Source organism: Streptomyces sp. NPDC107765 (assembly GCF_055657085.1).
Window position 1 is genome coordinate 402,909 of the sequence record NZ_JBVKBL010000004.1, and the last position, 18,085, is coordinate 420,993.

General features: G+C 72.3%; 20 protein-coding genes. 14 read left to right on the top strand and 6 right to left on the bottom strand.

Features of this window, described 5'->3' with window-relative positions:
- The first annotated feature begins 42 nt into the window (after nt 1-42).
- The 6 genes from ACZ7MX_RS13390 (at nt 43) to ACZ7MX_RS13415 (ending at nt 5,778) form a co-directional block, all read left to right on the top strand.
- Nucleotides 43-744: a GNAT family N-acetyltransferase gene (locus ACZ7MX_RS13390; RefSeq protein WP_472131670.1), complete on the top strand. Its 702-nt coding sequence runs from the start codon at nt 43-45 to the stop codon at nt 742-744.
- On the top strand, nt 741-3,422 hold the full coding sequence (gene lanKC / locus ACZ7MX_RS13395; protein ID WP_472131671.1) for a class III lanthionine synthetase LanKC: 2,682 nt from the start codon (nt 741-743) through the stop codon (nt 3,420-3,422). Before ACZ7MX_RS13390 ends, lanKC begins: the two co-directional genes overlap by 4 nt.
- Before the next feature lie 9 nt (nt 3,423-3,431).
- Complete coding sequence (locus ACZ7MX_RS13400) at nt 3,432-3,509, top strand: hypothetical protein (protein ID WP_358463345.1); 78 nt, start codon at nt 3,432-3,434, stop codon at nt 3,507-3,509.
- A 132-nt stretch (nt 3,510-3,641) separates the two neighbouring features.
- The gene (locus tag ACZ7MX_RS13405; RefSeq protein ID WP_236680023.1) at nt 3,642-3,719 is read left to right on the top strand and encodes a hypothetical protein; all 78 of its coding nucleotides are present in this window, start codon (nt 3,642-3,644) and stop codon (nt 3,717-3,719) included.
- A 77-nt stretch (nt 3,720-3,796) separates the two neighbouring features.
- Entirely contained in the window at nt 3,797-3,874 is a 78-nt protein-coding gene (locus tag ACZ7MX_RS13410) for a hypothetical protein (RefSeq protein ID WP_358463345.1), read from the top strand.
- 89 nt (nt 3,875-3,963) lie between these two features.
- Nucleotides 3,964-5,778: an FAD/NAD(P)-binding protein gene (locus ACZ7MX_RS13415; RefSeq protein WP_472131672.1), complete on the top strand. Its 1,815-nt coding sequence runs from the start codon at nt 3,964-3,966 to the stop codon at nt 5,776-5,778.
- 166 nt (nt 5,779-5,944) lie between these two features.
- On the opposite strand, the gene ACZ7MX_RS13420 is transcribed toward ACZ7MX_RS13415, so the two are convergent.
- Complete coding sequence (locus ACZ7MX_RS13420; protein ID WP_472131673.1) at nt 5,945-7,111, bottom strand: FAD-dependent oxidoreductase; 1,167 nt, start codon at nt 7,109-7,111, stop codon at nt 5,945-5,947.
- Nucleotides 7,112-7,279: 168 nt separating this feature from the next.
- Between ACZ7MX_RS13420 and ACZ7MX_RS13425 the strand changes: the two genes are divergently transcribed.
- On the top strand, nt 7,280-7,888 hold the full coding sequence (locus ACZ7MX_RS13425; protein WP_472131674.1) for a TetR/AcrR family transcriptional regulator: 609 nt from the start codon (nt 7,280-7,282) through the stop codon (nt 7,886-7,888).
- A 39-nt stretch (nt 7,889-7,927) separates the two neighbouring features.
- On the opposite strand, the gene ACZ7MX_RS13430 is transcribed toward ACZ7MX_RS13425, so the two are convergent.
- Nucleotides 7,928-8,470 carry a flavoprotein gene (locus ACZ7MX_RS13430; RefSeq protein ID WP_472131675.1) on the bottom strand — a complete coding sequence of 181 codons (543 nt, stop codon included), beginning with the start codon at nt 8,468-8,470 and terminating at the stop codon, nt 7,928-7,930.
- Between the two features lie 159 nt (nt 8,471-8,629).
- Between ACZ7MX_RS13430 and ACZ7MX_RS13435 the strand changes: the two genes are divergently transcribed.
- From ACZ7MX_RS13435 to ACZ7MX_RS13445, 3 genes are all read left to right on the top strand, one after another.
- Nucleotides 8,630-9,859, top strand: coding sequence for a helix-turn-helix domain-containing protein (locus tag ACZ7MX_RS13435; RefSeq protein ID WP_472131676.1), 1,230 nt, complete (start codon nt 8,630-8,632; stop codon nt 9,857-9,859).
- A gap of 104 nt (nt 9,860-9,963) precedes the next feature.
- The gene (locus ACZ7MX_RS13440) at nt 9,964-10,215 is read left to right on the top strand and encodes a hypothetical protein (protein WP_472131677.1); all 252 of its coding nucleotides are present in this window, start codon (nt 9,964-9,966) and stop codon (nt 10,213-10,215) included.
- A gap of 327 nt (nt 10,216-10,542) precedes the next feature.
- Nucleotides 10,543-10,896, top strand: coding sequence for a hypothetical protein (locus ACZ7MX_RS13445; RefSeq protein ID WP_472131678.1), 354 nt, complete (start codon nt 10,543-10,545; stop codon nt 10,894-10,896).
- A 112-nt stretch (nt 10,897-11,008) separates the two neighbouring features.
- On the opposite strand, the gene ACZ7MX_RS13450 is transcribed toward ACZ7MX_RS13445, so the two are convergent.
- Together ACZ7MX_RS13450 and ACZ7MX_RS13455 are read right to left on the bottom strand one after the other, a co-directional pair.
- Complete coding sequence (locus tag ACZ7MX_RS13450) at nt 11,009-11,716, bottom strand: response regulator (protein WP_472131679.1); 708 nt, start codon at nt 11,714-11,716, stop codon at nt 11,009-11,011.
- A 66-nt stretch (nt 11,717-11,782) separates the two neighbouring features.
- A complete protein-coding gene (locus tag ACZ7MX_RS13455) occupies nt 11,783-13,081 on the bottom strand; it encodes a sensor histidine kinase (protein WP_472131680.1) in 1,299 nt (432 codons plus the stop codon).
- Between the two features lie 326 nt (nt 13,082-13,407).
- Between ACZ7MX_RS13455 and ACZ7MX_RS13460 the strand changes: the two genes are divergently transcribed.
- From ACZ7MX_RS13460 to ACZ7MX_RS13470, 3 genes are all read left to right on the top strand, one after another.
- Entirely contained in the window at nt 13,408-14,214 is an 807-nt protein-coding gene (locus ACZ7MX_RS13460) for a 4'-phosphopantetheinyl transferase family protein (protein ID WP_472131681.1), read from the top strand.
- Between the two features lie 278 nt (nt 14,215-14,492).
- Nucleotides 14,493-15,230: a transglycosylase family protein gene (locus tag ACZ7MX_RS13465; RefSeq protein ID WP_472131682.1), complete on the top strand. Its 738-nt coding sequence runs from the start codon at nt 14,493-14,495 to the stop codon at nt 15,228-15,230.
- 163 nt (nt 15,231-15,393) lie between these two features.
- Nucleotides 15,394-15,780, top strand: coding sequence for a hypothetical protein (locus ACZ7MX_RS13470; protein ID WP_472131683.1), 387 nt, complete (start codon nt 15,394-15,396; stop codon nt 15,778-15,780).
- A gap of 71 nt (nt 15,781-15,851) precedes the next feature.
- On the opposite strand, the gene ACZ7MX_RS13475 is transcribed toward ACZ7MX_RS13470, so the two are convergent.
- Both ACZ7MX_RS13475 and ACZ7MX_RS13480 read right to left on the bottom strand, forming a co-directional pair.
- Nucleotides 15,852-16,265, bottom strand: coding sequence for a hypothetical protein (locus tag ACZ7MX_RS13475; protein WP_472131684.1), 414 nt, complete (start codon nt 16,263-16,265; stop codon nt 15,852-15,854).
- Between the two features lie 251 nt (nt 16,266-16,516).
- Nucleotides 16,517-16,804, bottom strand: coding sequence for a hypothetical protein (locus ACZ7MX_RS13480; protein WP_030411441.1), 288 nt, complete (start codon nt 16,802-16,804; stop codon nt 16,517-16,519).
- A 137-nt stretch (nt 16,805-16,941) separates the two neighbouring features.
- Here ACZ7MX_RS13480 and ACZ7MX_RS13485 point away from each other — a divergent pair, with 137 nt between their 5' ends.
- On the top strand, nt 16,942-18,078 hold the full coding sequence (locus ACZ7MX_RS13485) for a site-2 protease family protein (RefSeq protein WP_472131685.1): 1,137 nt from the start codon (nt 16,942-16,944) through the stop codon (nt 18,076-18,078).
- Nucleotides 18,079-18,085 lie beyond the last annotated feature (7 nt).

An 18,085-nucleotide genomic window follows, 5' to 3' on the forward strand; every position in this document is an offset into this window, starting at 1 on the left:
GCACCCGCTGACCCACGAGACCACTGAAGGAGGAGACGCACCATGCAGGGACGACTGGTGACCTTGGAATGGCCCGGCGACGACGACTGGGCCGCGATCGCCTCCTGGCTGCGCCCCGGCTCGCCGGCGGCCGTGCTCAGCGGTGACTGGGAGCTGCTGGGCGCCACCGAGGTCGAGCAGGCCAACCGCTCCGGCCGGGTCCACCACCTGGTGATCCGCACCAAGGACGGCACCCGCATCGGCACCGTCAGCTACCAGCGCTCGGGCCGGATCGGCGGCTGGACCGTCGGCGGCGCGATCGGCTCGCCCGACCTGTGGCGCCGCGGCTACGGCGCGGAGGCCGTCGTCCTGCTCGTCGACTACCTCTTCCACCAGCTCGACGCCCACCGCGTGCAGGTCACCACGGCCGGCTACAACAAGGGCATCATCCGCCTGATGACCAAGACCCCGTTCGTGGTCGAAGGCATCCTGCGGGACCACTGTTACCTCGACGGCCAGTACCACGACGCGATCGTGTGGGGCCTGCTGCGCGAGGAGCACTACGCCTCGCTCAAGCCCAGCGAGGACAACCGCGTCCTGGCCGTCGGGCTGGAGGACTTCGTGTCCGAGGACGACAAGGTGCAGGCCCGGGCGGTGCTCGCCGCGCACCTCGCCACGGCCGGCCGGACCGCGCTCACGCCCTACCTGGAACCGGACGCCGAAACCCTCGGCACCGTCGTACCGGCCGAGCGGGGTGCCGCATGAGAGACGGCGCCGAGAGCTTCGCCCTGGCCGACCGCACCTTCTTCGACTGGCCCGGCAACTGGGACCTGGAGGCCACCCGCTTCCCCGCCCCGCCGCTGCCCGACGGCTGGACCCGCGACGACAACGAGGCCTGGACCTTCTGCCGCCCGCCCCAGGACCGGCTCCCCGACCAGGGCTGGAAGATCCACGTCAGCGCGTCCCCCGACGACGCGCCCCGCACCATCGCCGACGTCGCCGGCTACTGCGCCCGGCACGGCATCGCCTTCAAGTACCTCAAGAGCGCCAACGTCCTGCGCGCCATGAGCCGCAAGTACGCCCAGCGCTCCTCCGCCGGCAAGCTGCTGACCGTCTACCCCGCGGACGACGCCGAACTGGCCCGCACCCTCGAAGGGCTGGACGCGCTGGTCGGCGGCCGCCCCGGCCCGTACGTCCTGACCGACCTGCGCTTCCGCCAGGGCCCGCTGTACGTCCGCTACGGCGGATTCCGCACCCGCTACGTGGAGGACGCCGACGGCGAGCTGGTCACGGCCTTCCGGCGCCCCGACGGGACGCTCGAACCGGACCGCCGCACCCCGGTCTTCCACACCCCCGACTGGGTCACCGTCCCCGACGTCCTGAAGGACTCGCTGGCCGCCCGGCAGGCCGTGGACGACTTCCCGTACCGGATCACCGGCGCGCTGCACTTCTCGCACGGCGGCGGCGTCTACCGCGCCGAACCGGCCGGCGAACACGCCCTCGGCGCCGGACAGCGCAGCGTCGTCCTCAAGGAGGGCCGGCCGTACTCGGGCACCGACGGCGTCGGCCGGGACGCGATCGCCCGGCTCGCCCACGAGCACCGGATCCTGACCCGGCTGGCCGGACTGCCCGGCATCCCCCGCACCTTCGGCACCTTCCAGGCCGGCGAGCACCTCTTCCTGGTCCTGGAGGACATCGAGGGGCAGGACTTCCAGACCTGGCTCGCCGGGATCTACCCGCTGACCGTCCCCGAACCCGACGAGGCGGCGGTGGCCGCCCACCGGGACCGCGCCCTGGCCCTCTTCGGCCGGATCGAGCGGCTGATCGCCTCGGTGCACGACCGCGGGATACGCATCGGCGACCTGCACCCGGGCAACTTCATCATCCAGCCCGGCGACGTCCCCGTCCTCCTGGACTTCGAGGTGGCCGACGCGATCGACCGGGCCACCCCCAGCAGCCTCGGCGCCCCCGGCTTCCACCGGGCCGACGCCACCGGCGCGGACGGCGACCACTACGCACTGGCCGCGATCGCCCTGTGGCTCTTCCTGCCGCTCGCCGCGCTCGGCGGACTGGCCCCCGACAAGGCGTCGGCCCTGCTCGACACCGCGGCCCGCCGCTTCGGCCTCCCCGGCCACCTGGTGTCCCGGCTCGCCCCCCAGCTCGCCCCCAACGACAACGCCACGTCGCCGCTGCGCAGCCTGCCGGAGACCTTCCCACCCGCCGACCTCCTGACCTCGATCGGCCGGGGCCTGCGCGACAGCGCCACCCCGCACCGCACCGACCGGCTCCACCCCGGCGACTTCGCCCAGTTCGCCGAGGGCGGCGCGGGCTTCGCACACGGCGCCGCCGGCGTCCTGTGGGCCCGCCACACCGCCCTCGGGGAACGCGACGAGGAGGGCGCGGCCTGGCTGCGCGCCGCCGTCGACCGGGTCCCCGCCGAACGCACCGGCTTCTACGACGGCCTGCACGGAATCGCCTACGTACTGCGGCAGTTGGGCGACCACGAAGGAGCCCTCAAGGCCCTCGACCGGGCCGCCGACCGGCTCGCCGTACGCCACTGCCCCAGCCTCTACCGCGGCCTGTCCGGCGTCGGCCTGAACCTCCTGCACTTCGCCGACGCGCTGGACGACGACGCCCTGCGGCAGCAGGCCCTCGGCCTCGCCGACCGCGTCACCGCGCGGCTCGCCACGGCCCGCACCGAACCCGTCGAGCGCAAGCGCCGGCGCGGTTCCACCCACGCCGCCGGCCTGATGTACGGCTGGTCGGGCCCCGCGCTCTTCCTGCTCCGCGCCCACCGGGCGACCGGCGATGCCGCCCTGCTCGACGAGGCGGTCCGCGCGGTCCACCGCGACCTCGACCGCTGCGGCCCCGGACCGCAGGACACCCTCCAGGTCGACGAGGGATTCCGCCTGCTGCCCTACCTCGACAACGGCAGCGCGGGCATCGCCCTCGTGGCGGCCGAACTCCTCCGCCACCGCGACGACGCCCGACTCCGCGAGGCACTCCCGGGTCTGCTCCGGGCCTGCTCCTCCGACTTCGTCATCGAGTCGGGCCTGTGGGGCGGCCGCGCCGGTCTCATCGGCACCCTCGCCACCCTCCGCGCGCAGGCCCCCTGGCCACCGGAGACCGCCGAGCGGTATCTGAGCCGCCATCTGACCAATCTCCACCAGCACGCCATGACGCTGAACGGCGCAACGGTCTTCCCCTGTGACGGCCGGGCCCGGATCTCCATGGACGTGGCCACCGGCGGGGCCGGCGTACTGCTGGCACTGTCCGCCGCCGAACGGGGCACACCACTGCTCCCGTTCCTCCCTGACCCGCGGTCCGCCGCGGCCGGTTCACCGGCCGTCCCGGAGCGCGCCCGTGGTGCCCACGGTGCCACGACCCCCACCGTCCCGACCGGGCCGGCGGGCACTGCGGACAACGGAAGGGAGGTGTCGTAAATGACCATCATGGACCTTCAGGGCCTGGAGGTGCCGGGCGAGCGTGACGCCCAGGCGCTCGGCTCCACCATCAGCGGCGGCTGCTGAATGACGCCGACGGGCCGTGCACCGTCATTGCACGGCCCGTCGGGTCCAGGTGTCCCGCAACGGCACCTGACACATCAGTAGCGCTGTCCACCACTCCTGCTCACCCCCCGGAGGGAGGTTCACATGTCGGTCATGGATCTTCAGGGTCTGGAGGTGCCGGGCGAGCGTGACGCCCAGGCGCTCGGCTCCACCGTCAGCGGCGGCTGCTGACACCGAGTTCGGTGTCGTCCTACGCACTGTACGCATCCGAAACGGACAACGGAAGGGAGGGGTTCGAGATGACTGTCATGGATCTTCAGGGTCTGGAGGTGCCGGGCGAGCGTGACGCCCAGGCGCTCGGTTCCACCATCAGCGGAGGCTGCTGATCCGATACCCGGTGGTCCCGTGCTCCCGGCACGGGGCCACCGGGTGTCCCTTTTTCCACGAAGCCCAACTCCTCGGGGGGAGCGCCGAGTTGAACGACCACACCGGGCCGGCGGCCCGCTCCCTCTGCATCATCGGCTGCGGCCCCCGCGGCACCTCCCTCGTCGAGCGGATCCTCGCCAACGTCCCCGCCCTGTACGGCGACCGGCCCCTGGACCTGCACCTCGTCGACCCGTACCCGCCGGGCGCCGGGCGCACCTGGCGCACCGACCAGCCCGGCCTGCTGTGGATGAACTCCGCCGCCGAGCACGTCACCCTCTACCCCGACGCGAGCGTCTCCTGCGCCGGCCCGCCGCGCCCCGGCCCCACCACCGCCGACTGGCTGACCGGCCCGCTGCACGACGGCGGTTACGCCGCCCGCCGCGACCAGGGCCGCTACCTGCGCCACTTCTTCGAGACGGTGACGGCCGGGCGACCGCCCTCGGTCCGCCTGTACGTCCACCGGGCGCGGGCGATCGACCTGCGCCGGACGCCCGCGGGCGGTGCGGCACCGGGCACCCGCCAGCACGTGGTCCTCGACTCCGCCGAACCCCCCTTCCTCGCCGACCGGGTGGTCCTCGCGCAAGGGCACCCGGACGTGCGTACCGAGCCCGCACCGCCCGGCCTGACCCGCATCGGGCCGGGCCCCGCCGACCCCGCCGCCCTGGAGGCGATCCCGCCCGGTGCGCCGGTCGTCGTCCGCGGCCTCGGCCTGGTCTTCATCGACTGCCTGGCCCTGCTGACGGAGGGCCGCGGCGGCCGCTTCGACCGCACGCCGGACGGCCGGCTCCGCTACCTGCCCTCCGGCCGCGAGCCCCGCCTGTACGCGGGCTCCCGCCGCGGTGTCCCCCTCCCCCCGAAGCCGGCCCGCACCGCCGCACCGTCCCGTCCCACCACGCCGCGCTTCGCCACCGCCGACGCCTGCCGCGCCCGGCTGTCCCGCCCCGGCGCCACCTTCGGCCGCGACGTCTGGCCGCTGGTCCTGGCCGAGCTGGGCTGGTGCCACTACCGCGCGCTGTTCGCCGGCCGGCCCGACCGCACGCGTATGACGTGGGACGACTTCGACGCCCAGTACGCGCTCCTCCTCACCGACGCCGACCGCCTCGCCAAGCTCGCCCGCGAGGCCGTTCCGGACCCCGCCGACCGCCTCGACCTCGACCGCCTGTCCGCCCCGCTCGCCGGCCGCCGCTTCCCCGACACCGACGGCCTCCAGCGCTGGCTGCACGCGCACCTCGCCGAGACCCACCACCACCGCACCGGCCCGGCCCGGGCCGTCACCACCGCCCTGGTGGACGCCCTCCGGTGCACCGGCGCGGTCATCGAGGACCTGTGGCGCTCCGGCGACCTGGCCGGTGACCAGCTGACGGACGCGCTCACCCGTTTCGCCCTCGGCACGTATCTGAGCTCCGGCCCCCCGCCCCTGCGCGCCGAGCAACTGCTCGCCCTGGCCGAGGCGGGGGTGGTGGTGTTCGTGGGCCCGGAGATGCGGGTGGAGACCACGACGTCGGCCACGGACGGCACCGTCCCGGTCTTCCGCGCCACCAGCCCCGCCGTGCCCGGCGCCGCCCACGAGGCCGCCGTCCTCCTCGACGCCCGGTTGTCGGCCCCCGCCCCCGACCGCCTCGCGGACCCCCTGCTCCGCGCCCTCCTCTCCCGCGGCGAACTCACCGAGGCGCGCGCGGCGGACGGCACCCCGACCGGCGAACTGCGCCTGTCCGGCCCCGACCTGCACCCGGTCGACGCCCACGGCACCACCCACCACGACCGCGTCATCGTCGGCCCGGCCCAGTTCCCCCGGCCGGGGACGGACGCGATCTTCTTCCGGCAGAACGATGCGATTGCGCGGCGCTTGCTGGCCGACGATTGACGTCCGTACGTACTCGGCTGCAGCGCCGTGGGGGTTGCTCGCCGTGTCGCCTGGCGGCGGGCGTTTGTGTGTCGGGTGCGGTGACAGCCCTCCAGACTTCGTCCTCCGGTCTGTCCCCTCCCGTGAGGGGGTGGGAAGGGGCCGGTGGGGGGGGCACGTAATCCGTTTACTGCGCGTGTATGGGGTGGGCGCCGGCCGGCCATTGGGGGTCGGGGAAGGCGGCGTCGTCGTCGGTGTCGGAGTCGGTGTCGGGCATGAGGCTGGTGAGCATCTGCTGGGCGGCCTTCGCGTTCTCGGTGGCGCGGGGCAGCATGACGCTCTCGTAGGTGTCCAGGGCCTGGTCGAGGGTGGGGTGGTCGATGACGGCCCGGGCGAGTTCGGCGCCGTCGAGCAGGGCGAGGTTGGCGCCGACGCCGACGGGCGGCATCAGGTGGGCGGCGTCGCCGAGCAGGGTGACGCCGGGAACGCGCTGCCAGGTGTGCGGAACGGGGAGGACGAACATCGGGCGGTTGAGGAAAGCGCCCTCGTTGTCGCGCAGGATGTCCAGCAACTCCTCGTTCCAGCCCTCGTACTGGGCGAGGAGGCGGGTGCGTACGGCGTCGGCGTCGCCGAGGTCGAGGCCGGCGTGCCAGTCCTGGGGGCCGCGGAAGACGGCGTAGCCGCGGACGTGCCCGTTGCTGTTGCGCTGCAGCACCAGGCTGCGGCGGCCCGCCTTGGCCGACATGGTGCCGGCACCGACCAGGCGGGCGATGCCGGGGTGCCGGTGGTCGACGTCGTCGAAGTGGATTTCCACCATCGTGATGCCGGCGTAGGAGGGTTGGGCGTCGGAGAGTGCGGGGCGTACGCGGGACCAGGCGCCGTCGGCGCCGATGACCAGGTCGACGTCCTGGGTGGTGTGGTCGTGGTGGTGCAGGCGGACAGTGCCGTCGGGCAGCGGGGTGACGGCGCTGACGCAGTGGCCCCAGCGGACCGTGCCGGGGGCGAGGGAGTCCAACAGGAGGGCGCGCAGTTGGCCGCGGTCGATCTCGGGCTTGCTCAGATCACCCTCGCCGGCCCGGTCGTGACGTATCAGGACCGCGTGACGGTCGTACAGGCGCCACTGCTGACCCTCGGGCCGGGACAGCGCGAGGAACCGCTCGAAGAGGCCGGCCGCGCGCAGGGCGACCTGGCCGGTCTCTTCGTGGATGTCGAGGGTGCCGCCCTGTGAGCGGGAGCGGGGGTCAGTCTCGCGCTCGAACACCGTGACCGGCACGCCGTGTTGCTGCAGGACACGCGCGCAGACGAGGCCACCGGGACCGGCGCCGATGATCGCGATGCGAGGGGTGGTGGACATGAGGATCAGGCTCCGCTTCAAGGGTCGAGAGAGCGCGGGTCAGCGCGGCAGCCCCGGGTGGGACTCCCTCAATCACAGAAGCACAGCAGCTCCAAAAGTACAACTGATTCGACTTTCCACCCGATCGCCTTTGCGATCGAATCACCTCGTCTGAGGTAGGGTGAGCGCATGGCCGAGACGACGACAGGGCGCCGCGAGCGCAAGAAGGCCCGGACCAGGCAGGCCCTGGCGGATGCCGCCATGCGGCTGTTCACGGAGCGCGGCTTCGACAACGTCGGCGTCCGCGAGGTGGCCGAGGCGGCCGACGTCTCGCTGAGCACGCTCTTCAAGCACTTCCCCAGCAAGGAAGCCCTCGTCTTCGACCTGGATGCGGACGTCGAGAGCGCCCTGGTCGCCGCCGTCCGCGACCGGGCCCCGGGCCAACCCGTCCTGCACGCCCTGCGTGACCACCTGGTGCAGACCCGTACGGCGCTGCGGGCCGACGACCCCGTCTTCGTCCTCGTCGAATCCACCCCGGCATTGCGGGATGCCGCCCGCCGCATGTGGTCCCGCCACGAAAAGGCCCTGGCCGCCACGCTCGCCGACGCCACCGGGCTCCCCCCGGACGACCTCGCCATCACCGGCCTGGCCCGCTTCGCCCTCGAAATCCCCAGCCTCGCCCGCACCAGCCCCGACCCGGCCCAGGCCGTACGCGACCTGTTCGCCCTACTGGAACAGGGCTGGTCCGCCACCCCGCTGGCCCGCGAGGGAGATCGCGGCGGGGAGCGGAACGGGTAACCCCGGGCAGAGTTACCGGAATTACCGGAATTACCGGAATTACGGCTGACTGCTGACGATCCCCGCGATCGCGCGGAACGCCGCGTCCCACGGGTAGGGGCGTCGTTGGCCCGGCTGATTCGGTTCGAACCCGCCGGGCCCGTACAGCACCGTCACACCAGCTCCCCGCAGTGTCGCCACGGACCGGTCGAACTGCGGGTGCTGGACGTACGCCGCGTTCACGCACGGCATGGCCACCGTCGGGATCCGTTTGCCGATGCCCTCGGCCACCACCCCGACGACGAAGTGGCCGGTAAGCCCGAGCGCCCACTGATTCACTGAGTTGAACGTGGCCGGGGCGAAGAGGATGACGTCGGCCGGCGGCCATACGTCAGGCTCACCGGGGTTCTTGTACGTGGACCGTACGGGCCGGCCCGTCAGCTCCTCCAGCGCGGCACGGCCGTCGGCGAGCCAGCGGGCCGCAGTCGGCGTCAGTCCCACGCACACGTCGTATCCCTCGGCGAGAGCGCGTCGCACCATGGCGGGAAACTCATGGACGGGTGGTGCTGCGGAGCCGAACAGGTACAGGACCGGGCGCTTCATGCGGGCCATCCCAGCACACGCAATCGCTCTCTGGGGCCTCGCCGTTCGTGCACGGAGAGCTTTTCACCAGTCGCCCTGGCCGTCGACCGTGTATCTGCCCACGGGCCCCGTCTCGGCCGTACGCTGGCTGGAACGGCTTCGCCATCTAAGGGGCAACGCATGGATCTGCCAGAGGAGTTCAGTACCGGCGAGCGGATCAGGGTTTTGCGGGAGTCACGTGGCATGACGCGTGCCACCCTCGCTCACCTCTGTGGGCGTGGCCCCGACTGGCTGAAGAAGATCGAGACCGGAGAGCGTGAACTGCGCTCCCACACGCTCCTGTTGAGGCTTGGTGCGGCCCTTCAGATTTCGGATCTGTCTGTTCTCACCGGGGACAGTGCGGGCCCGGCCCAGCTCGTACCCCTCGGGAGGCTGAACCATCCGGCCATGCCGGAGATCTGGACGGCGGTCATGAACCGGTCCCTGACCGCTGCGGCCACGGGGCCGCTGGAGCCGGCGCTGCTTCAGGGCCGCGTCGACCAGACGTGGCGCCTGTGGCACACCTCCGCACGCAACCGCACCGAGGTGGGGGCTCTGATCCCCGGGCTCATCCGCGACGGCGAGGCGGCCGTGCGGGCGCTCGACGGTGAGCAGCGTCGTGCCGCACTGGTGGCCCTCTCCGACACCTATCGGCTCACGGGACAGGCGACCGCCTACGTTGCGCCCGCCGAACTGGCGTGGGTCGTAGCCGACCGTGCCCTGTCGGCGGCGCAGGACGCCGACCAGCCGGCTGCCATCGCCGCTGCCGCGTGGAACATGGGCAACATCCTGAGGGAGACGTCGTACCCCGAGGAGGCATTGCGCATCGTCACCGAAGCTGCCGACCTCATCCGTCCCCACCTTGACAGCGCCCCGGACGACTGGCGGGGCGTCTATGGCGCGCTGCAACTGCACGCGGCCGTCACCGTGGCGCGAGAGGGCCGCGAGGGCGATGCTTGGCGTTACTGGGACAAGGCCGATCAAGTGGCAAAGTCCTTGCCCGCTTCGTACGTCCACCCGTCGACCGTGTTCGGGCGCGCCAACGTTGACTTCCACGCCGTCAGCGTCGCGACTGATCTGCGTAAGGCACAGAAGGCCCTCGGACTCGCCGACGACCTCGACCCGGACGTGATGCCCTCGCGGGAGCGGCGCGCGCGACTCTGGGTGGAGGTCGCCCGGGGGCACCTCCAGCGTGGCGACCGGACCGCCGCCCTGCACGTGATGCAAATGGCGCACGAGATCGGCGCCGAGACCGTCACCTACACCCCGTCCGCCCGTGTCGTGGCCGCCGACTTGTGGCGCTCCGCACCCCGGGCGATGCGCAAGGACGCCGGCCGACTGGCCGAGGCCGTCGGGGTCTCCATGGCCTGACCAGGGGGACAAGCAGGGACAGGGGGACAGTCTGTCCCCCTTCTTTGCTGTTTGGGCCCCTACGGTGACGCACCTGCCTCCGCGTTGACCGAACGGGGTGACCCATGTATCCGCGCGCCCGATTGCACGCGTCCACGCTGCATGCATCGACCCGCCGGGACGAACCGCCGGCCATCGACAGCGTCACCGGAGAGATCCGCGTGCCGCTGGCCCTGTACACCGTCGATGCGCACTGCGGCACTGTCGACCTCGTCCTGTCGCGCGCGGACGGCGAATCCCTCCTTGCCTCACTTGTGGAAGCCCTCGGCGTTCGGGGCGTGCTTCCGGGGCATGTCCACCAACCACTGGAAGGTTGAAGACATGACAAAGCCTGTCGCCAGGATCGTCGACTCGCTGCTGCGACTCTTACTGCCGGCGCGGGGACGGCATCGGTCCGTCGGCCCTTCGGACCTGTCGAGGCGTGCGGAAGCACCGGCATCCATGCCGACCCGCGCGCCCGGTGGCTGGTCGGGGCTGCTGCGGGGTGAGGATGCGGAGCTGATCCGGCCGTACGCCCTCACTCCGGGAGAGCGGAGGGAACGACGGTCGGAGTACCGGCGGCGGGCGTCGTGGCCCGGGGGGCACGCGGACGCGGCCGGCGAGTGCTGCTCTCGCGGTCTGGAGGTGGTGGCCTGATGGGCCCCATGGAGACCGCGCGTCTTCTGCCGTGGGTCAGCCCGGACGGCAAACCGTGCTTCCTGGCTGGAGAGGGGACAGGATTCGTGTCCCGTCTCGCCGACGACATGGAGACCGCGCAGCTTGACTCCGCCGCCGAACTCACCGATGAAGCGAGCCGCATCCTTGCCGCCCGCGCGTGGACGCCGGGAGAGATCCACCTGTTGGCCGTCGAATTGACCGCGACTCTCACGGATGTGCGACGGGTTGCGGTGAGTAGGGGCGCACGCCTGGCTGTGCTGGAACATCGCGAACTCGACGCCGATGACGCTTCGGACGACGACGGTGGTGGGCCGCGGCTTCCGGCAGAGGCGTTCGGCTGATCCGGTCGCTGGCCAGCCGGTTCGAGGCCCCCGGCCCCCACCGGCCTGGTTCCCACCCGCCAACGGGAGGGGACAGTACGCGGGCCGGAGGCCAGAGGCCGGACGCCGCAAGCTAAATGCCCTGTTGTTGGGCGAGGATCGCCGCCTGCACCCTGCTGCGGAGGTTCAGTTTCGACAGGATGCGGCTGGTGTGGGTCTTCACCGTGCCCTCGGCGAGGTTGAGGGATGCGGCGATGGCGCTGTTGGGGAGGCCGCGGGCGATGCAGGCGAGGACCTCGCGTTCGCGTTTGGTGAGGGTGTCGAGGGCCTGGGCGGTGCCGTGCGGCAGGGAGGGGCGGGCCGACGGGGGGCGGTGGGTGAATTCGGTGATCAGGCGGCGGGCGATGGCCGGGGTGAGGAAGCCCTCGCCGTGGGCGACCTCGCGTACGGCGCCGACCAGCACGGTCGGTTCGGCGTTCTTGAGGATGAAGCCGCCGGCGCCCGCGCGCAGGGCGCCGAAGATGTACTCGTCGATGTCGAAGGTGGTCAGGACGAGGACCTCGGCGAGTTGCCGTTCGACGATCCGGCGGGTGGCGGCGACGCCGTTGAGCAGGGGCATCTGGATGTCCATGAGCACGACGTCGGGGCGGAGCTCGGCGGCCATGCGGACCGCCGCCTCGCCGTCCCCGGCCTCGCCGACGACGGTGATGCCGGGGTCGGTCTGCAGGACGAGGACGAGGCCGGACCGGACGGCGGCCTGGTCGTCGGCCACCAGGACCCGGATCTGCGACGGCCGCTCGGACGCTCCCCGGAGTTCCTCCGCTGCCACCAAGTCCTCCATTAAATCCTCCACTGTCGGTCCACCTCTCGTCCTCGGCTCTCGCGTGATCGCCCCCGTTGCGGTTGGTTACGTGTTCTGGGTCAGCGGGAGCACCGCGCGTACCCGCCAGCGTCCCGGGGCGGTGCGGTCGGGTCCCGCGTCGAAGATGCCGCCGACCAGGGCGGCCCGCTCGGACATGCCGGTGAGCCCGGCGCCCGCGCCGTTCGTCAGCGGGGCCACCGGGCGCTGCCGGGTGCGTCCGTCGGGCTGGGCGCCGGGCTGGGCCAGTGGGCTGTCGACGGAGATGGTGAGCTGCTCGGCGCCGGCCACGCAGCGGATCCGCACCCGGCCCGACGAGGCGTGCTTGAGCACGTTGGTCAGTGCCTCCTGGACGATGCGGTACGCGGTCACCTCGATCACCGACGAGACCTCGGGGAAGGTCTCGGGGAAGTCGGTGTGGAGGGTCAGCGCGGCGGCGTCGGCGGCGGGGCGGGCCTGTTCGACCAGTGCGCCCAGCGCGTTGAGCTGCGGCCGGTCCCAGTCGTCGTCGACGCCCCGGTCGGAGCGGAGCAGCACCACCATCCGGCGCATTTCGGCCAGCCCCTGCACGCTGTTCTCACGGATGACGGCGAGGGCGCGGAGGACCGGGTCGTCCTCGGTGCTGTCGGCGGGCCTGGCGGTGACGGTGGGGCCGGTGGTGGTGGACCCGGCCGCCCTTACGGACCCGGCAGCCCCTGCGGTCCCGACCGCCCCTGCCGTCCCGACTTCGGCGTTCTCCGTCCGCCGGGCCTCGGTCAGGGAGAGCACCGCGCTGGAGTGGATGGCGATCGCGCTGAGGTGGTTGGCCACCAGGTCGTGCAGCTCGCGGGCCATCCGGGTGCGTTCGGTCTGCAGGACGGTCTTGCGGTCCAGTTCCGCGAGCCGGTTGATCTGGGCGGCGCGCTCCCGCTCGGCGTCGGCGCGCTCCTTGTGGTTGCGTATCAGGATGCCGGTCCAGACGGGGGAGATGAGCAGCATCGCGACGACCACGCCGGTGGTCACGCCCTCCGAACGGTCGCTGAGCGCGATCAGGGTGATGGTGGTGGCGACGGTGACCGCGACCGTCCCGAACTGCAGCAGCCGGCACAGCCAGGGCGCGCCGTACAGCGCCGCGGCGTAGAGCAGGTCGGTGTAGACCAGGACCGGGCCGAGGCCGCCGCTCGACGTCATCTCCACGAGGACGGTGAGGGTGCCGACCGAGACCGCGGCCGTCGGCAGGGTGCTGCGGAAGGCGCTCGCGGTGCACAGCACCACCACCGGCAGGACGGCCTGCCAGACGGGGATGTCGCCCATGACCCGGGACCCGCCCAGGACGTAGAGGATCAGACACGCGGCGAAGAAGCCCACGGCCAGCCTGAGGTCACGGAGCGGCAGGGGAGGGCGGCGCGCGTTCGTACCTCTGAAAAGACGTAACCACACACGAGGACAGTACTTCCGGGCGTTGCCCGTTCTCTTGGCCCTGGCGCCCGAATTTGGGTCGGTCTCCCGTACATCGAAGTATGTAGCCGGACATCAGCAGGAGGGATGACTCGAAGGATCCGGAGGATCTGCAAACCTTGGGCTGTCTGTATCGATCGATGTAGGTGGAATAGGGGGAGACTCCAGCTGTTTGACCGGCTGCCACTCACCCGGGGCAGTCTTGGCACCGCTCACCAGTGGAGGACGGAAAGTACGTGGAAACGAACGCCGCTCTTCTCGAACTCTGTCCGGGACACCTTGACCAGGATGTCCCCGGCCGCCCGCACCACCCCGCCCGGCCCCGCCTGGCGCCCCTCGCCCCCGTCCCCATATTCATCGTCCCGATCGGCGAGGACGGCCCCTCCCCGTCGTCCCCGTCCTCCGTGCGCCCCTCCACCTCCCTGTCGTACCTGCCGTCTTCCTCCTCCGCCGGCTCGCCCGCCGCCCTCCGCGGCTCGGGCAGCGCGCTCTCCCCGGACAGCTGCCTGGGGCTCAACGGCCATTCCGCGGCCACCCTCGACGACGCCTCCCGCCGCTGGCTGCTGGCCGGGCTCCCGGCCCGGGTGAGCACCGCCATGGCCGAGGCCACCTACTGGGAGCTGTACGGAACCCGCGGCCTGCTGGTCGTGGCCTGCGGGGAGGACGCCCGGCAGATGGGCTTCTCGGTGGAGTCGGTACGGCGCGGGAGTCCGCCGCCGCACACCCCGTACGAGGTGCTGACCGCCCGGGAACTGCGCGCCGCGGACCGTTTCCCGGAGGCCGAGCGGGAGCGGATGATCACCCGCTTCTGGGTCCGCAAGGACGCCGCCATGCAGGCGGCCGGCGGGGGGCTGTCCATCGCTCCGGAGCGCATCGAGGCGGGCTTCCCGGCCGATCACGGCACGGTCACCGTGCCCGGCCCCTATGGCGGTGACGTTCCGGTTTCGGTGCGGAACTTCACCTTCTCGCCCTCCTACGAGTTCGCGGTGGCCACCCCGGAACCGCTCCCGCTCGCCCCTTCCTTCGCCTATTCGGTCAGCTGAATGCCCGTTCCCACATCCGGGCCGAATCCGGCCGGTGTGGAATTCCGCCACTGGCCGGAATTCGGGCCATAACGCGGGCGGGCGCGGGCGACGGCATCGGTAAGGGACCGCTACGGCACCGCTACCGGACGGGCAAAGGACCACCCGGGTGAAACTCGCGCATGTCGCACCCGCCGGACATGCCGAAAACCATATTGCCGGGTTACTTGGTGCGTGCCCACCGGTCGTGGCGAGTACCGCGTCACGGCGCAGCCGGAGCACAGCGGAGGAATCCCGTGATGCCGTCGCCCCTCGCCAAGCGGTCCGCCCATACGGTCCTGTCCGTGCTGCTCGCCGTGCTCGCCGTCGTCGGCCTCGCCGTCCAGCGGGCCGCCGCGGCCGTGCCGTCCGGGTCGCCGGTGCCCGACTGGGAGCGGATCGCCGAGTGCGAGAGCAACGGCCGCTGGCACGTCAACACCGGCAACGGCTACCACGGCGGCCTGCAGATCGACCCCGCCACCTGGCGCGCCTACGGCGGCCGGCGCTACGCCCCGCGGGCCGACCTGGCCACCCGCTCCGAGCAGATCGCCGTCGGCCGGCGCATCGCCCGCGACCGGGGCCTCTCCGCCTGGCCGCGCTGCGCCTACACCCAGCAGTCCCCCCGGGCCACCTCCTCGGGCCAGCAGGCGCCCCCGGCCTCCGCGCCGGACCAGGAGACCGTGCGGAGCTCCACCCCGCCGCAGCAGGCCCCGCAGGCCCCGCAGACGGCGGCCCCGGACCAGCGCGTGCCTGACGACACCGGGCAGGAGGCGCAGCAGACCCCGTCGGCCCGGCCCCACGCGTCCGTCCGTGCCGCGGCGTACGACCACCCGAACCGCGCGACCTACGTCGTCCGCAGCGGCGACTGCCTCTCCGTCATCGCCGAGCGGTACCACGTCCCCGGTGGCACCCAGGCCCTCTACGAGCTCAACAAGCACAAGCTCCCGCACGGTCCGGACCACATCCACCCGGGCCAGCGGCTGCGCCTTCGGGCGTAGCCGCCCGGGGCGCGGAGTGCCGGCAGGACGAGGGCCGTCACGGTGAATCCAGTGGTCGGAGAGGGTGAATGCGGGGGACGGGCCGTTGCTCAGGCTTGGTGCAGGCGGGCCCGCCCGGTAGCAAGACCGCGGGTTCATCCACCGCGAAGTGCAGGAGCGCACAGTGAAGAAGAGAACGCGTGTCAGCATCGTGATCGCAGGAGCGTGCGGCATGCTCCTGGCCGCCGGCGGGGTCAGCCCCGCCATGGCCTGGGACGGCGGGTACGGGGGGTTCGGAACGGGCGGCAACGTGATCGACAGCGACGTCTGGGCCTCCTTCCACTCCATCATCCGCTGCTCGCCGCGGGCCAAGATCTGCGTCAACGGACCGGTCAACTCCGGTAATACGAAGAACTCGCAGAACGTCCACATGTCCGGCAACAACAGCGACAGCGGCAGCCCGACCAACAGCAACGGCAACACCAACGTCGACAGCGGCGGCACGACGGGTGCCGAGAACCACACCGGCAACGACATCCAGCACAACGGTCCCGGATCGACCAAGATCTGACGGCCAACTGCGGCGGCCCCGCTTCCCGGTACGTACCGGGAAGCGGGGCCGCTGTGTGAGGTGCGGACGGGTCAGGGGTGCAGCTTGAGGATCTTCTGGATGGTGTTGCCGCTGCCCTGCGAGGCGCCGGAGACCGAGTCGGCGCTGTTGGTCGAGCCGTTGGTGTTCGCGAAGTTGCCGCTGTTGTTCGGGTTGCCGTGGTTGATGAAGTTGCCGCTGTGCAGGCTGTTGCCGCTCTTGACCGGCCCGTTGATGCAGGGCTGCGGCGAGGGCGAGTTGACCCGGGGGGACTTGTAGTGGAAATCGGCGAGGCGGTTGTTGCACACCACCCCCGAAACCATGCCGGTGATGGTGCCGAGATCGGCCCCGACCGCCGCCGACAGCAGTGATTCACCCGGAATGGTCACGGCCTGAGCGGTGTTGGTGCTGAGCAGCACCAGTCCGCACGCCCCGATGACGGTGCCCGCCTGCGCAAGTCTTCTCACGATGCTCCCTCGCCTGTTCATCGTTCCGATGCCAGACGTATCGTGCTGCGCCCGCCGGTCCGCATCCCCCTTCAACCCGCAGGAGGTAAAACGCTCGTCGGCCAGAATCAGCCGGGTGGCCCAACAACTCGGGCCGGTGTGCCGCCGTTGAGGACGGGCCTTCCCCGGGACCTCGCCCGCGAACGCCCCGCGGCCCGCCCCCGGAATCGGGCCGGCGCGACCCCGGGGACGGCCCGCCGCCGCGCCCCGGCTCAGAGCACCAGCCGCTCCGGCATCGGCTGCTTGACCCCGTCCAGCTCCAGCGTGCAGCGCGGCACGGACGGCACCAGGTGCGGTTGCCGCAGCAGGACCCGGAAGGGGTGGACGGGCTCGTCGGGCAGCTCGCCGGTCAGCACGTTCATCCCCGGCGCGTGGTGCTTCCGGTACGCGACCACCTTGCCGTCGACGAGGAGCTCCAGCTCCCCGTCCCGGCCCGGGCCGACGTTCACGGTGATCGAGTGGCCCCCCTGATCAAGGTGGAAGTGATGGCTGTGCCCCATGGCGCACCTCCGGCAGAGCCCGGTACGGACGGCGCGACCGCGTTCGCGGCCGTACGACCAGCGTAGGACGTCCGCCCGGTGACGTCCGCCCGGCGGGGAACGCGGCCCGCGAGCGACAATGGGCGTGGGAGACGGCGATGAACGGTTCGGTGCGGGTCGGACAGGTGGCCGGGGTACCGCTGCGGATGCACTGGAGCGTGCCCCTGCTGGTGGTGATGTTCGCCTACGGACTCGGCCGGCAGGCCCTGCCCGCCTGGACCCCGGGCCGCCCGGACGCGGTCTACGCCCTCGCCGGGGTCGTCGGTGCCGCGCTGCTCACCGGCAGCCTGCTGCTGCACGAGACGGCCCATGCCGCGACCGCCCGCCGGAAGCAGATCTCCGTCGAGGACGTGACGCTGTGGGCGCTGGGCGGGATGACCCGGATGGGCCGGCCGAAGACCGCAGCGGCGGCCTTCGCGGTCGCCGTCAGCGGCCCGCTCACCAGCCTGCTCATCGGCGGCGCCGCGCTCGGCGCGGGCATCGGGCTGTCCCAGCTCACCGGCTGGGCGGAGGTGCCCGCGGTGGTGCTGATGTGGCTCGGCTGGGCCAACCTCTTCCTCGGCGTCTTCAACCTGCTGCCGGCCGTACCGCTCGACGGCGGGCGGGTCGTCCAGGCCGTCCTGTGGTGGCGGACCGGGGACCGCGAGCGGGCCGACCTGGCGGCCTCCCGGAGCGGCCAGGTGCTCGCCGTCCTGCTGGTGGCCGGCGGCTGGATCTCCGTGCTGCGCGGGGCGCCGGGCGGACTGTGGATCGTCTTCGTCGGGCTCTTCGTGATGGTCGTGGCCGGGGCGGAACACCGCCGGGCCGCGCTCCACACCGAGCTGCGGGGCCTGCGGGTCGCCGACGCCATGACGGCCCCGGTGACCAGCGGCGCCGACTGGCTGAGCGTCCAGCGGTTCATCGACGAGGTGGCCGTGCCCGCGCACCACTCCGCCCTGCCGCTGCTGGACTTCGAGGGCCGCCCCAGCGGGCTCGTGCAGCTGCGCCGGCTGGCGGCCGTACCGGTGGCCGAACGGGAGACCCTGCGGGTGCGCGAGGTGGCGGTGCCGCTGTCGCAGTGCGCGGTCGCAGCCCCGGACGAGGAGCTGGGCGAGGCGGTCGACCGGATCGGTCTGCGCACCGGCCCGCGCATCCTGGTCGTCGACGGCGGCCACCTCGTCGGGATCGTCACCGCCAAGGACATCACCCGGCTCCTGCGGCGCCGCACGCTGGGCGGCACCGTCGGCCGGGGCTGACCACGGC

Coding starts and splice junctions, on each gene's coding strand:
- ACZ7MX_RS13400 (WP_358463345.1), top strand. CDS start 3,432: ATGGACCTTCAGGGCCTGGAGGTGCCGGGCGAGCGTGACGCCCAGGCG.
- ACZ7MX_RS13485 (WP_472131685.1), top strand. CDS start 16,942: ATGAACGGTTCGGTGCGGGTCGGACAGGTGGCCGGGGTACCGCTGCGG.
- lanKC (WP_472131671.1), top strand. CDS start 741: ATGAGAGACGGCGCCGAGAGCTTCGCCCTGGCCGACCGCACCTTCTTC.
- ACZ7MX_RS13405 (WP_236680023.1), top strand. CDS start 3,642: ATGGATCTTCAGGGTCTGGAGGTGCCGGGCGAGCGTGACGCCCAGGCG.
- ACZ7MX_RS13450 (WP_472131679.1), bottom strand. CDS start 11,716: ATGGAGGACTTGGTGGCAGCGGAGGAACTCCGGGGAGCGTCCGAGCGG.
- ACZ7MX_RS13480 (WP_030411441.1), bottom strand. CDS start 16,804: ATGGGGCACAGCCATCACTTCCACCTTGATCAGGGGGGCCACTCGATC.
- ACZ7MX_RS13425 (WP_472131674.1), top strand. CDS start 7,280: ATGGCCGAGACGACGACAGGGCGCCGCGAGCGCAAGAAGGCCCGGACC.
- ACZ7MX_RS13410 (WP_358463345.1), top strand. CDS start 3,797: ATGGATCTTCAGGGTCTGGAGGTGCCGGGCGAGCGTGACGCCCAGGCG.
- ACZ7MX_RS13435 (WP_472131676.1), top strand. CDS start 8,630: ATGGATCTGCCAGAGGAGTTCAGTACCGGCGAGCGGATCAGGGTTTTG.
- ACZ7MX_RS13430 (WP_472131675.1), bottom strand. CDS start 8,470: ATGAAGCGCCCGGTCCTGTACCTGTTCGGCTCCGCAGCACCACCCGTC.
- ACZ7MX_RS13440 (WP_472131677.1), top strand. CDS start 9,964: ATGTATCCGCGCGCCCGATTGCACGCGTCCACGCTGCATGCATCGACC.
- ACZ7MX_RS13465 (WP_472131682.1), top strand. CDS start 14,493: ATGCCGTCGCCCCTCGCCAAGCGGTCCGCCCATACGGTCCTGTCCGTG.
- ACZ7MX_RS13420 (WP_472131673.1), bottom strand. CDS start 7,111: ATGTCCACCACCCCTCGCATCGCGATCATCGGCGCCGGTCCCGGTGGC.
- ACZ7MX_RS13390 (WP_472131670.1), top strand. CDS start 43: ATGCAGGGACGACTGGTGACCTTGGAATGGCCCGGCGACGACGACTGG.
- ACZ7MX_RS13445 (WP_472131678.1), top strand. CDS start 10,543: ATGGAGACCGCGCGTCTTCTGCCGTGGGTCAGCCCGGACGGCAAACCG.